Source organism: Iodobacter fluviatilis (assembly GCF_900451195.1).
GTDB classification, from domain to species: domain Bacteria; phylum Pseudomonadota; class Gammaproteobacteria; order Burkholderiales; family Chitinibacteraceae; genus Iodobacter; species Iodobacter fluviatilis.
The window spans coordinates 3,082,398-3,095,238 of sequence record NZ_UGHR01000001.1; the positions used below are offsets into that span (position 1 = coordinate 3,082,398).

A 12,841-nucleotide genomic window follows, 5' to 3' on the forward strand; every position below is an offset into this window, starting at 1 on the left:
AACTACATATCAATCGCAAGTGTTTTTGTAATAAAACTACCTGTATAAGTACAATAATTTACAGATACAACTACATCATTTCAAAAAATACTTAACGAATTCAACAACATGAAATGTATTAACAGTAAAAACATAACAATCCATACTGTAATTTAACTACACAACATAAATCGAAAGCGAACAGGGCCCGCCAGCCACTCCTGCAAAGCAAGAAAACCCAGTGGCCGCCACAAAAGTCTTGCAAAGCTCGGGGCCGTTTGCAATAAAAAAGCGGCACAAGGCCGCTTGATAAACAAAAGCAAAGGAAAAGACAGATACAAAAAAATCAGCTAAAACCCACACCAAAAAAAGCAGCATGCAAAGGCGCAAGATTGCACCCCTGCACTACCCCCTTAGCAATCGGCGAGCGCCAGACCCTAGTTGTGATCCAGATCACTTACCCAATAAAGCCGACTTTAATGAATCGTTTATAGGTGCTTTTCCCAGCCAGATTGAAAGCATGGCTGCAGCAAAATCATCACCGGCTATGGTCGCATAGACCTTACCACGCACTGTAACGCGCGTACCCTGGCCCGGCATAAAGTCCAGCACAATCACATCCCCTTTAGCTGCGGTTTTAACCAGCTTAAAGATTTGCTCCAGCTCGGCAATTTTCGGCGCAAGTGCTGCCAGCGTGGCCTCACTCTGATTGGACTTCAAACCATCCACAAAACCTTCATGCATGGCGGCGGCGGAAACTTCACGCAGCATGCGCAGCTCCATACGGCGTGGCACGGGCGAATTCACCACAGCACTGGCGTCTTGGCTTTTTACCGGCAGATAAAGTGCAGCCAGATACACATCAAAGAATACTTTTTTACGCACACCTGCACCGTTGAGAGCCAAAGACTGGCTAGAGAGTTCAGCGCGATCAGCTAAATTCACCCCAGCCACTTCCAGCGCCATACTGCTTTGTGCTGCCAACACAAAGGAAGCACCAATCAGTAGTTTTTTCATTTTTTTCTTTTCCTTGAAAAAAAACCCACGGATTTGAATCCGTGGGCAAAAGCCTTGATCTGAGAATAAAAATTACAAGGATTGAATAATCCCTGCCGCGCCCATGCCGGTACCGATACACATCGAAATCATGCCATATTTGCCAGCCATACCGTGACGGCGCATACCGTGCACGATGGTTGCCGCACGAATCGCGCCGGTTGCACCCAGCGGGTGGCCTAAAGCAATTGCGCCGCCCAGTGGATTAACCTTGCTCATATCTAGGTTAAGATCACGCGCCACGGCCAGTGCTTGCGCAGCAAAGGCTTCGTTCAGCTCAATCCAGCCCAGATCATCCAGCGTAAGGCCAGCTAACTTCAGCGCAGCCGGAATCGCTTCTTTCGGGCCAATACCCATGATATGTGCCGGAACGCCTTTTACGGCAAAGGTCACGTAACGCGCCAAAGGCACGAGGTTAAATTGCTTCAGAATGCGCTCAGAAACCAGAATCACCGCGCCTGCACCATCGGACATTTGCGAGCTATTACCCGCAGTCACCGAGCCTTTAGCCGCGAATACGGTTTTGAGCTTAGCCAAACCTTCCATGGTGGTGCCAGCACGCGGGCCTTCGTCGGTATCACAAATTTTGCTAGTGACTTCAACTTCGCCAGTCGCCAAATTTGGCGTACGGGCAAATACTTCTAGCGGGCTGATTTCGTCTTTGAATTCGCCTGTGGCAATCGCATGCAGGGCACGGCGATTAGACTCAACGGCGAAAGCATCTTGATCTTCACGGGATACATTCCACTGATCGGCCACTTTTTCTGCCGTCAGTCCCATACCGAACGCAATGCCGAGGTTTTCGTTTTTAGTGAAAATCTCAGGATTGAGGGAGATTTTATTTCCCATCATTGGCACTTGCGACATGCTTTCTGTACCCGCCGCAATCATCACATCGGCTTCGCCCAAACGGATTTTATCCGCCGCCATCGCAATAGCGTTCACGCCTGAGGAGCAGAAACGATTGATAGTGACACCACCTACCGTATCCGGCAAACCCGCCAGCAGCACAGCCATACGGGCAATATTCATCCCCTGCTCGGCTTCTGGCATAGCGCAGCCAACAATCACGTCTTCGATCAGCTTAGGATCAAGCTGAGGCACTTGAGCCAACGCACTTTTTAATACATGGGCCAGCAAATCATCCGGACGAACGTTACGCAACATACCGCGCGGTGCTTTACCAACCGGGCTGCGCGTAGCAGCAACGATATAAGCTTCTTGAATCTGTCTGCTCATTTTGAGCTCCTAAAGTATTAGATCGCCACAACATCTCAAACCTGAAAACCATAAACTTTCAACACAGAGGAAAAGGAGAAAACCCAAATATCTGAAACAACTCAAAATATAAAAGGGAAGCCATCCTGCTTTTCTCCGTGGTTCAAGATTTGGGTGTTGCAGCTTTAGATGTCAATTAGTTACGCAGCGGCTTGTTGTTTTCCAGCATATACATGATGCGCTCTTGCGTTTTGCCGGTTTTTAGCAGCTTCATAAAGCGCTCACGCTCCAGCTTCAGGATCCACTCTTCATCCACCAGCGTGCCTGCATCAACATCACCACCGGTCATAATTTCGGCAATATGGCCGGCAATCAAGTAGTCGTGCTTCGAGATAAAGCCGCCTTCCAGCATATTGATCAGCTGGCCCTTGATGGTGGCAGCACCTGCGCGGCCTGCTACAGCAAAGGATTTAGGCTTAACCGGTGCTTTGTAGCCTGATTCGCTCATGGCGCGTACTTGCGCTTTAGCCACGTAGAGCAATTCATTCGGGTTAAACACAATAATATCGGAGCTGCGCAGATAGCCGATTTGCTGGCCTTCTTCTGCACTGGTGCCCACTTTCGCCATGGCAACTGACAGGTAGTAATCTTTCAGAGCGGCAACGATATCGCCCTTCGCCTCGATCGAGGCGCGCAGTGCAAATTCTTTACAACCACCGCCAGCAGGCAAGAGGCCCACACCGACTTCAACCAAGCCGATATAGGTTTCAAGGCAAGCCACAACGCGTGAGCAGTGCATTAAGAATTCGCAACCACCGCCAAAGGCATAGCCCTGAGCTGCGCCAACCACCGGCACCGCTGCATATTTAATACGCATGCTGGCTTTTTGGAACTCGGCCACCATGTTTTCGATCGAAGCAAAGTCGCCAGTCATAAAGGCCGGGCCCATGCTCATCAAATCTGCGCCCACCGAGAATGGGGCTTCTGGATGCCAAACCACCAAACCTGCGTAGCGCTCTTCAGCGATCGTTACGGCTTGGTTTACACCAGCCAATACATCCGGGCCAATGCAATGCGCTTTAGTTTTAAAGCTCAGTACGGCAACGTCTTCACCTGGCTGAGCCCACATGCGCACGCCGTCGTTTTCAAAAATAGTTTCGCCATACACGGGTGCCGCATCGCCGACCACGGTTGGCGGATAAAGCTGACGCTTATAAACTGGCAAGTTAGAGCGTTGTTTCAGCGCATTGTCTGCCGCGCTGAACGAACCTTCTGGCGTGTGCACTGCATCACGCGAAGCCACCCAAGCGGGCAGCGCCACATCGCTCATGGCCTGGCCAGCTGCTGAATCTGCAGCAATCGCCGCTGCGATCTCTTTCCAGCCAGCGGCTTGCCACTGCTCAAACGGGCCTTGATTCCAGCCGAAACCCCAGCGAATCGCAAAATCTACATCGCGGGCATTATCCGCAATGGTATCGAGGTGATAGCTAATGTAATGCCATACATCGCGCATGCAGGCCCAGAGGAATTGCGCTTCTGGATGAGCGGATTCGCGTAATGCTTTAAAGCGTGCAGCCGGATCAGTGATTTTCAACTGCGCTTTAACTTCATCGCTACCCTTCTGGCCGCCGGCAATATATTCGCCCGTGGTCGGGTCAAGCATCAACACATCACGGCCTACTTTCTTGAATACGCCCGCCTTGGTTTTTTGGCCCAAAGCGCCGTTTTCAATCAGCTTTTGCATCCAAGCCGGCACGGTAAAGTATTTGTGCCAAGGGTCTGCTGCCAGTTGCTCGGTCATGGTTTTAACCACATGAGCAAAAGTATCTAAGCCAACCACGTCAGCAGTGCGGAAAGTCGCTGATTTAGGACGACCTAAGCGCGGGCCAGTCAGATCATCAACCACATCAAAACGGATGCCGAGGCGTTCGGCGTGATAAATCGTTGCCAGCATGGAGAACACACCAATGCGGTTGGCAACAAAGTTAGGGGTATCTTTAGCGCGTACTACGCCCTTGCCCATACGGGTAGCAAGGAAGCTTTCCAGCGCGTCCATCATTGCAGGGTTAGTCTGGGAATCAGCAATCAACTCAACCAGATACATATAGCGTGGCGGATTAAAGAAATGAATACCGCAGAAACGGCTGCGTAATTGCTCTGGTACACCACCTGCCAGCGAATTAATCGACAGACCGGAAGTATTAGAAGCCAGAATAGCGTGAGGTGCTACAAAAGGAGCAATTTTTGCGTAAAGATCGAGTTTCCAATCAAGGCGTTCAGCAATGGCCTCAATAATTAAATCGCAATCTTTTAGTTTTTCTAAATCAGAGCCGTAATTAGCTGGCTCAATATGATCCGCGCGCATTGCCGAGGCTAATGGCGATGGTTTCATTTTTTTAAGATTTGCAATCGCCTTTGTTGCAATGCCATTTGCATCGCCTTCTTTTGCTGGCAAATCAAATAAAACGGTTTTAATTCCCGCATTGGCAAGATGGGCAGCAATTTGCGCTCCCATAACGCCCGCGCCGAGAACGGCAACCTGACGGATATGCACGGTATTGGCCATGTTTAGCCTCGCTAAAAGGAAAAGGAGGGGCGGCGAAAGCCGCCCGAGAGTCACGAAAGCCCTCCCCCAAGGGAGGGATAAAACGAATTAGAAACGGTAATTCAATTGCGCACCAAAGACATTGGCATGGGCTGAAACATCAGCATTTGTTTTTACGCTATTGCTGCTGTCCACATTGGCCATGCTTGAATCTCTGAATTTAACGTAGGTATAAGCCACATCAACCGACATGTTTTTATCAATTGCGTAGTTAAACCCTGTTGAGAACCAATAGCGATCGCTGTCTGGCAAATTAGCAATACGATATTCTGCCGCATCAGCCGGAGATTGATCGTAAGCCAGACCCACACGCAACTTCAAAGGATCATTGTATTGATAGCTCAGACCCAATGAGAAGCGATCAGTATCACGCCATTTTTGTGCGATATCGGCATTAAACCCTGCATCCGTTTTCAGAATTAAATCTTGAAACTTGGAATGCCAGGTATGCGTCCAGTCACCCGTTAATGCAAATTGGCTATTTAATTTTTTATAGAAATTAATGGCCAATGAATCTGGCGTATCTAAATCAACTGTACCATTTGAATTAAGCAGCTTCGCCCCAATAGCCACACCCGGAGGGAACACGCTTGGTACGGTAAACTTGGTATCACCCTGCAAGCTGTGGCTTAAACTGGAGCGATATGCCGCACCAAAGCGCAAGCTATCGTCCACCTTCCAGGTGACACCCAGATTAAAGCCATATGCCCAATCGTCACCTTCATAGTCCATCGATCCATCAAGAGCCGGAGTAGGATTTCCACCCACGGTGGCTTTACCACCCAAATCAATCATTTTCTTAAAGCGTGCTTTCATATATTGCGCAGTGACACCTGCGCCAACAGAAAACTGCTCATTGATTTTGTAGGCCACCGAAGGATTTAAAGCCAAAGTCATGAGTTCAAGATCAGTACCGTTGTAACGACCAATCCATTTATCATCAAAATTGGTTTTATCACCAAATGGCACAAACATCGCCAGCCCTACAAACAGCTGATCATTCACCTGATGGGTAATATACGTTTGCGGTACAAACACTGGATCCGTTGGCGAACCGCCATCACTACCTGATACAGGTTTACCACGGCTATTAGTGGCATTCAGATTAGAGAAGCTGATGTGTGGATCGACCACCACCAAAGCACCCGAAATATTAGTGCCCCGCAAATTGGTCATCCCTGCCGGATTGTAAAACAAAACAGAAGCGTCCTCTGCCTCGGCAGCATTTGAATTGGCAACCCCCTGCGAGCTGACACTTTGCACACCAAAGTGATAACCGGATGCAAGCGCATTACCCGCAAAAAATAAGCTTGCCACACCTAAAGTACGAATTGCCATACGAATAGTTCCAGACATCGTCTATCTCCTACTGTGGCCAGTGGCCTGTGGTTTAGTCCTATGCAGTCAATCTGCAACAAACCCCAAGTACTCTGTTGGTACTTTCAAAGAAGGTAAGATAGCCTTACTCATACCTTTACTTCTTGGGCCGTTTTAATTTAGGTCTTAAATATAACGCAAGCTTATTTTTATTCAAACGTCTGTTTAGGCGCATTAGGGATTTCATCAAAGGATGAAATCCCCCTGCTTTTTATGACACTGGACGTGTTTCTGTTGCTATTTTTACACTTTCTTGACCTGCGGCCTTAGTCAATACCGCGGCATCGCTGACTTTAGGCTGATTCAAAATATCGCGATGAATGGCGTTATCATCAGAAGTGCTTAAGGTTGAATCAAAATCATCCACCATAATCACTTCACGGCGTAAGCGGCGGGCCCGCTCTACTGCAGCAAATTCAGCGGCGGAGATCAACCCAGTGCTTTGTGCTTCAGCAAGGCGCTCAGAAGCGGTAATGCTCTTTAAGCTGCCTTTACGCTGCGCATTGCGCAACTTGCCTTCCAATGCTTCAGTATCAATCACTGCTTTTAATGCATGCTCCAGCACGCCCACAGGATCGTTCTCATCTTTAGAGCGATACATATATTGAGTCAGACGATCGCGTGCGACCGATGGCTCCATCAGAAGACGGGCAATCTTAGTGCCATCGCTGTCTGTGGCTGCTTTTAAGCTTAAGCCAAGCGGGAACACCAGAGCACGCATCAGGAACGCCAGTGCACGGCTTGGGTGATTGGCCATAAAGCCATCCATGGCGACCTGACAATCGTAAAGTGCCGAATCAACTGCCCAAGCCACGAGTGGCAAGTCTTCTTTAGGTGCGCCGTCATCGTTAAACTTTTTCAGTGCAGCTGTCGCAATATAAAGACCTGACAACATATCGCCCAAACGCGCCGAAAGTTTTTCGCGGAACTTCAGGCTGCCGCCCAATGAAGCCATCCCCATATCTGCGAGGAAAGCAAAGGCTGAAGAGAAACGAACCACATTGCGATAACGCTGTGCCATTGCGCCAGATTTTGGCGAGCCAACCAATTTTGCGCCGGTCAAACCCATCACAAAAGCACGCACCGCATTAGATACAGCAAAGCCAATATGGCCGATCACTGCAGTATCAAAAGCAGGTAAATCTTTATTCATTGCAGCGCGTAATTCAGTCAGCACAAAAGGATGGCAACGAATTGCGCCCTGACCGAAGATAATCATGCTGCGGGTTAAGATGTTTGCACCTTCAACCGTAATGGCGACCGGAATCGCGCCATATGCACCAGCCAGATAGTTACGCGGGCCAGTACATACTGCTTTACCACCGTGTACATCCATTGCATCGTTAATCACCTTACGCATACGCTCGGTGTTGTGATACTTCAGGATACCCGACAAGACCGATGGCTTTTCACCCATATCCAGCCCTGATAAAGCCAAGCGCTGTGCGGCATCCATCTGGTAAGTCATCCCACCGATACGGCCCAGAGCTTCATCCACGCCTTCAAAGCGCCCGATCGACAAACCAAACTGATTACGAATCCGTGAGTAAGCACCGGTGGTGTAAGACGACACCATGCCTGACGCTACCGACATCGCAGGCAGAGAAATACAACGGCCTACCGACAAACATTCAACCAGCATGCGCCAGCCCTGACCCACATAATCTTTACCGCCAATGACCCAATCCAGCGGAATAAATACATCCTTACCCCAGTTAGGGCCGTTCTGAAACACAGCCGTTCCAGGATAATGACGGCGGCCGATATGCACACCTTCATGCTCAGTCGGGATCAATGCACAAGTGATACCAATGTCTTCCTTATCGCTTAAGAGGTGCTCAGGATCGTACAGCTTGAATGCCATACCCAGCACGGTAGCGATCGGGCCCAGCGTGATATAGCGTTTTTCCCAGGTCAGACGAATACCTAATACATTGTCGTGATGCACACCGGTACGCGGATCGGTATAGCTGCCACGGCAAACCTTACCAAAGTCAGGAATACCACCCGCATCTGAACCGGCGTCAGGGCTGGTCAGTGCAAAGCAAGGAATATCAATCCCTTTTGCAAGGCGTGGAAGGTAGTAGTTCTTTTGCTCATCGGTACCGTAATGTTGCAGTAATTCACCTGGTCCGAGTGAGTTTGGCACCATGACAGAAACAGCCGCAGAGCCCGAACGCGTAGCGATCTTGGTAACTACACGGGCGTGAGCAGTATTGCTGAATTCTTTACCGCCATACTTCTTCTTGATGATCATGCCCAAGAAGCCCTGGTCTTTAATGAATTGCCAAGCTTCAGGCGGCAGATCTTTATGCTGGGTAGAGATTTTCCAATCATCTAGCATCGCGCACAGCTGCTCAGTCGGGCCTTCAAGGAAGGCTTGCTCTTCAGCCGTTAAAGTAGCTTGCGGAATGGCATGCAGACGATCGAAATCAGGCTTACCCGAGAACAAATCGCGATCCCACCATACCGTGCCCGCATCAACCGCTTCTTGCTCGGTTTGCGACATGGCTGGAGTGATTTTACGGAACACACTAAAAATAGGGCCGGTTAAAATGGCGCGGCGAATGGGCTTGATATTAATCAGCGCCAGCAGCACAGCAACCACAACCAAAATACTGACAGGCATCGCCGAGGTTTTAACCCCAATAGCAGTCGCCGCTAAAAACAATACAGAGCTGAGCCAAAGCGGGGCGCGCCAGTATGCGAGGAGCAAAAACGCGCCAAAAATTGGCAATATATGCAGCAATACGTTAGTCATGACCGTCTCCAGTTATTGGGCAGCTGGCGCATTCAGGCCAGCACGGATAAAAGGCATTAACATTCGAACCACCAATGCAGGGTCCCGAGCATTGACGAGTGAGCTTTCGGTAAATAGACGTAAAACATTATTACCAGCGAATGCATTAAACATAGCACTGGATAAAAAATGAAAACGCCATTGCACTTCTAATTCAGACAAATGTGGCAAAGCCCGCCCCAATGCCGCTAAATATCGCCGGGTTAATTCACCATATCGTTGTGGCATGGTTGCTTTTAATTCTGGATGCGGCTCAACAAAAGTTCGGGCAACCAAACGAACAAACAACAAACCGCCGTATTCCGGATTTCTTCCCATTTCTAAAGAAGCCATTACAAACGCTTCTGCAACCTGATCTGCAGTTGGATTTGCAACGCTTTTTTCTAATTCCTCAAGCTTACCTAAAAGCAATCGGGCAAATGGTTCTGCACGGCGCTCAAATACCGCCCGGAACAGGCCATCTTTAGAATGGTAATAGTAATTAACCGCTGCAATATTGACCCGGGCCGATTGCGTAATCATGCGCATGGACGTGGCATCAAAGCCGTGTTCTACAAAAAGTGGCTCTGCTGCATCTAAAATGCGGTTTGCTGTATCTTGCGCCTTGACCGATTCGACCACGTTACGACTCCTGCTGGGTGTAGTTGATTTAAAACAATTTCAAACGACCGTTTGAAATTATAAGAAGTTGACGTCCATGTCAAGCCAAGACGTAAAAATAGCGGAAAACCCCTAGACTTTCCGCCTGTCAATGCAACACATTGCTTGCGTTTAGCTGTCTAAAATATCGCCATCGATGTAATACCAACATCCGTCTTCAAAAACAAAACGGCTTCTTTCATGTAATTTCCAAGCTTTGCCCGCAATTTTATACCGCGCAATAAACTCTACTTCAGCATGCAGCTCGTCAGACTGCGCATCTTTGATTTTCAAGCCCAGCCAGCGCACCGGCTCTTCATCGGCCAGCGTTTCAGGGCGGGTAGATACATGCCAAGTTTTCAAAAGGTAATCGTGCAAATTTAAAACAAACGCGCTGTAGCGTGAGCGCATTAATTGCTCTGCCGTCTTTGCTGCAAGCCCCTGATGAAAAGTGCCGCAACATTTCGCGTAAAGTTGTCCGCTCTCACAGGGGCAATTCTCTTCTTTCACCTTTACAACTCCCACTTAAAACACTGACATAAAGATCAGGCGCATCATACTAGCAGCCTGCCGGATTTAAACAGCGGATACAAAAAATCTCCCGCCTCAGGGTATTTTTGGCCTGATTTGCAGCAAAAATAGCACGCTACTGCTCAAAACAACCGTTAAACAAGCGGCAACCAGCTATCTTGCAAGCTGCAGACGTTCAACTCGGCGTCTATTTCATGCAAATGTCTCCGTAATAATACACAGCCCCGCCCGATGCGCTCAGGCGTAAAATGAAGCCCTTTTCTGCAAAGGGCTCACCCATGTATCTGACATCAAAACCGCAAGCTGCCTTGTTTGATATGGACGGGCTGATGCTGGACACAGAAAGTATTGGCATTGAATGCTGGACAGCTGCAGCGGCGTCGCTCGGAACAGATATGCCCAGAGCCTTAATTATTGGCATGATTGGCATGCATTCCGGGAAAACAGATATTTATCTGCAAGAGCACTTAGGCCGCCACGCCCCCATTGCAGAATTACGCGCCGCCTGCCATACACTCTATATGGAGCGCACTCAGGAGCCCATCGCACATCGCCCAGGGCTAACAGACATTCTGGACTGGCTGGAAGCACATCATATTCCCAAGGCGGTATGCACCTCGACCCGCCGCAGCATTGCCGAGCATCATTTACGCGCCGCTGGAATCTGGCCGCGGTTTGAATTTGCCATTTGTGGTGATGAAGTCACCCACCCCAAACCCGCCCCTGAAATCTATCAAAAAGCCGCAGCCGCATTTCATCTGCCGCCAGAATCCTGCATTGTGCTGGAAGATTCTGATTTTGGCGTGCAAGCCGCGCATCAGGCTGGCTGCAAAATCATTATGATTCCTGATCTGCGCCCGCCATCGCGCCATTCACTGGCCCTCAATATTCCAATTTTGGGCTCGCTGACCGAAGCCAGAGACTTACTTGCACAAGCCGTTTAAAAAGCAGCAGCCAGTACTGATGTTTTTCCTGCTGAGGCGCATAACAATGCGGCCTCAGCTTATCTGCGCTGATCTTATATATCACATCCTAAAACGACGCCTGCATGCACCTTGAGCAGCAATTGCATCCACCGTTTAAATCAATACATTTCTGGGGCTCCCTACCAGAAATGCATCAATATTATGGATTAGCTGATCTGCTAATTGCTGCATGGTAAATTGTCCTGCCCATGCAATATGCGGGGTGATAATCAGATTAGGCAGGCTGACATCCAATAGCGCATTCCCATCCTTTGGGGGCTCTGTAATTAAAACATCCAGCCCTGCCCCGCCTAACTGCCCCGTCTGCAGTGCATGCAATAAAGCCACCTCATCGACCAAACCGCCTCTTGCCGTATTAATCAGCACCGCATCTTTTTTCATCAGCGCCAATTCTGCTGCACCAATTAAATTGCGGGTTTGCTCATTCAAAGGACAATGCAGGCTCAGCACATCGGCACGGGAAAGCGCCTCGTTAAAATCGACATAACCCTGGCGCACTGTTTCAGCGTGTTTTCTTTCTGCAAAAAGCACGTTCATCCCTAATGCACGGGCCAGACCCGCCATCGCCTGCCCCAGTGCGCCTGAGCCGATTAACGTCAGCGTGCTGCCTGCCAAATCATGAATAGGCACGGCAAAATGGCAGAAACTTTTGGCCTGCTGCCATTGACCTGCCTCAACATCTGCCCGGTATGCCAATAACTGGCGGCGTAATGCCAGCATCAGCATCAGGGCATGCTCCGGCACACCGGCAAGCGCATAATCACGAATATTGCACACGCGGATTCCACGCGCTTTGCAAGCGGCCAGATCAATCTGGTTATAGCCGGTGGCCGCGACGGCAATCAGTTTAAGATTTGGGCAGGCCGCAATGGTTGCTGCTGAAAGCGGTACTTTATTGCTAATTGCAATATCGGCATTGATCAGGCGCTCTGCTACTTCATCCGCGCTTGTATTGGCATATTCCTGCCATTGATGCGGCGCTTTTAAGGGGAGTAAAGTAAGCGGCAAAGAGTCTCTGTCTAAAAACACAATCCGTGGCAGCATATATCACGCTCTCAATTAATTAAAAAGGCAACAAAATGAATCAAGTCGATCTCTTCCTGGCACCCGGTTTTGAAGAAATAGAATTAGTAACGGTCGTGGATATTTTACGCCGCGCTGATATCAGCACCCGCCTGATCTCGATTCACAGCGAGCTGGCTGTCACGGGCGCGCATCAAATCACAATTCAGGCCGATCAGACCATGGCGGCCACCGATTACAAGGCCCGGATGCTGGTCCTACCCGGTGGCGGGCCTGGTACGCAGGCGATGCTGGCTTGCCCTGAACTGCATACCCGCCTGCAACAGCACCTTGCACAAGGCAAACCCCTAGCCGCAATTTGCGCTGCCCCCATGGTGCTAGCCAAAGCAGATTTACTCAAGGGGATCAATGCCATTTGCTACCCTGGCTGCGAAGCGGCCTTAACAGAGGCAGGTGCAAATATTGTGATGAAGGATGTAGTGAAGGATGGCTTGATCACCACCTCCCGCGGCCCCGGCACAGCAGCCGCATTTGCTTTCGAGCTAGTACGCCAGCTTAAAGGAGAGCTTATTTCACAGCAGCTGAGTAAAGAAATGCTGTTTGCCTAAAGCAAAAAGCAAAAAGCAA

The 12,841-nt window shown here is 49.4% G+C and carries 10 protein-coding genes; 2 read left to right on the forward strand and 8 right to left on the reverse strand.

The features are described 5' to 3' along the window. Nucleotides 1-432 precede the first annotated feature (432 nt). From DYD62_RS14275 to DYD62_RS14305, 7 genes are all read right to left on the reverse strand, one after another. Entirely contained in the window at nt 433-996 is a 564-nt protein-coding gene (locus DYD62_RS14275; protein ID WP_115227956.1) for a chalcone isomerase family protein, read from the reverse strand. Between the two features lie 72 nt (nt 997-1,068). Then, entirely contained in the window at nt 1,069-2,274 is a 1,206-nt protein-coding gene (locus tag DYD62_RS14280; RefSeq protein WP_115227957.1) for an acetyl-CoA C-acyltransferase, read from the reverse strand. 175 nt (nt 2,275-2,449) lie between these two features. Continuing rightward, the gene (locus DYD62_RS14285) at nt 2,450-4,819 is read right to left on the reverse strand and encodes a 3-hydroxyacyl-CoA dehydrogenase/enoyl-CoA hydratase family protein (protein ID WP_115227958.1); all 2,370 of its coding nucleotides are present in this window, start codon (nt 4,817-4,819) and stop codon (nt 2,450-2,452) included. 87 nt (nt 4,820-4,906) lie between these two features. Next, nucleotides 4,907-6,214 carry an OmpP1/FadL family transporter gene (locus DYD62_RS14290; protein ID WP_115227959.1) on the reverse strand — a complete coding sequence of 436 codons (1,308 nt, stop codon included), beginning with the start codon at nt 6,212-6,214 and terminating at the stop codon, nt 4,907-4,909. A gap of 232 nt (nt 6,215-6,446) precedes the next feature. After that, complete coding sequence (locus DYD62_RS14295; RefSeq protein WP_115227960.1) at nt 6,447-8,996, reverse strand: acyl-CoA dehydrogenase; 2,550 nt, start codon at nt 8,994-8,996, stop codon at nt 6,447-6,449. 12 nt (nt 8,997-9,008) lie between these two features. Beyond that, complete coding sequence (locus tag DYD62_RS14300; RefSeq protein ID WP_115227961.1) at nt 9,009-9,656, reverse strand: TetR/AcrR family transcriptional regulator; 648 nt, start codon at nt 9,654-9,656, stop codon at nt 9,009-9,011. Nucleotides 9,657-9,806: 150 nt separating this feature from the next. Then, the gene (locus DYD62_RS14305) at nt 9,807-10,199 is read right to left on the reverse strand and encodes a YchJ family protein (RefSeq protein ID WP_207916699.1); all 393 of its coding nucleotides are present in this window, start codon (nt 10,197-10,199) and stop codon (nt 9,807-9,809) included. Nucleotides 10,200-10,453: 254 nt separating this feature from the next. Between DYD62_RS14305 and DYD62_RS14310 the strand changes: the two genes are divergently transcribed. Continuing rightward, the gene (locus DYD62_RS14310; RefSeq protein ID WP_115227963.1) at nt 10,454-11,149 is read left to right on the forward strand and encodes an HAD family hydrolase; all 696 of its coding nucleotides are present in this window, start codon (nt 10,454-10,456) and stop codon (nt 11,147-11,149) included. A gap of 135 nt (nt 11,150-11,284) precedes the next feature. On the opposite strand, the gene DYD62_RS14315 is transcribed toward DYD62_RS14310, so the two are convergent. Further along, nucleotides 11,285-12,235 (reverse strand): D-2-hydroxyacid dehydrogenase, encoded by a 951-nt coding sequence (locus DYD62_RS14315; RefSeq protein WP_115227964.1) that lies wholly within the window; start codon nt 12,233-12,235, stop codon nt 11,285-11,287. A gap of 35 nt (nt 12,236-12,270) precedes the next feature. On the opposite strand from DYD62_RS14315, the gene DYD62_RS14320 reads away from it, so the two are divergent. Further along, a complete protein-coding gene (locus DYD62_RS14320; protein WP_115227965.1) occupies nt 12,271-12,822 on the forward strand; it encodes a DJ-1 family glyoxalase III in 552 nt (183 codons plus the stop codon). Nucleotides 12,823-12,841 lie beyond the last annotated feature (19 nt).

Coding starts and splice junctions, on each gene's coding strand:
- DYD62_RS14275 (WP_115227956.1), bottom strand. CDS start 996: ATGAAAAAACTACTGATTGGTGCTTCCTTTGTGTTGGCAGCACAAAGC.
- DYD62_RS14280 (WP_115227957.1), bottom strand. CDS start 2,274: ATGAGCAGACAGATTCAAGAAGCTTATATCGTTGCTGCTACGCGCAGC.
- DYD62_RS14285 (WP_115227958.1), bottom strand. CDS start 4,819: ATGGCCAATACCGTGCATATCCGTCAGGTTGCCGTTCTCGGCGCGGGC.
- DYD62_RS14290 (WP_115227959.1), bottom strand. CDS start 6,214: ATGTCTGGAACTATTCGTATGGCAATTCGTACTTTAGGTGTGGCAAGC.
- DYD62_RS14295 (WP_115227960.1), bottom strand. CDS start 8,996: ATGACTAACGTATTGCTGCATATATTGCCAATTTTTGGCGCGTTTTTG.
- DYD62_RS14310 (WP_115227963.1), top strand. CDS start 10,454: ATGAAGCCCTTTTCTGCAAAGGGCTCACCCATGTATCTGACATCAAAA.
- DYD62_RS14315 (WP_115227964.1), bottom strand. CDS start 12,235: ATGCTGCCACGGATTGTGTTTTTAGACAGAGACTCTTTGCCGCTTACT.
- DYD62_RS14320 (WP_115227965.1), top strand. CDS start 12,271: ATGAATCAAGTCGATCTCTTCCTGGCACCCGGTTTTGAAGAAATAGAA.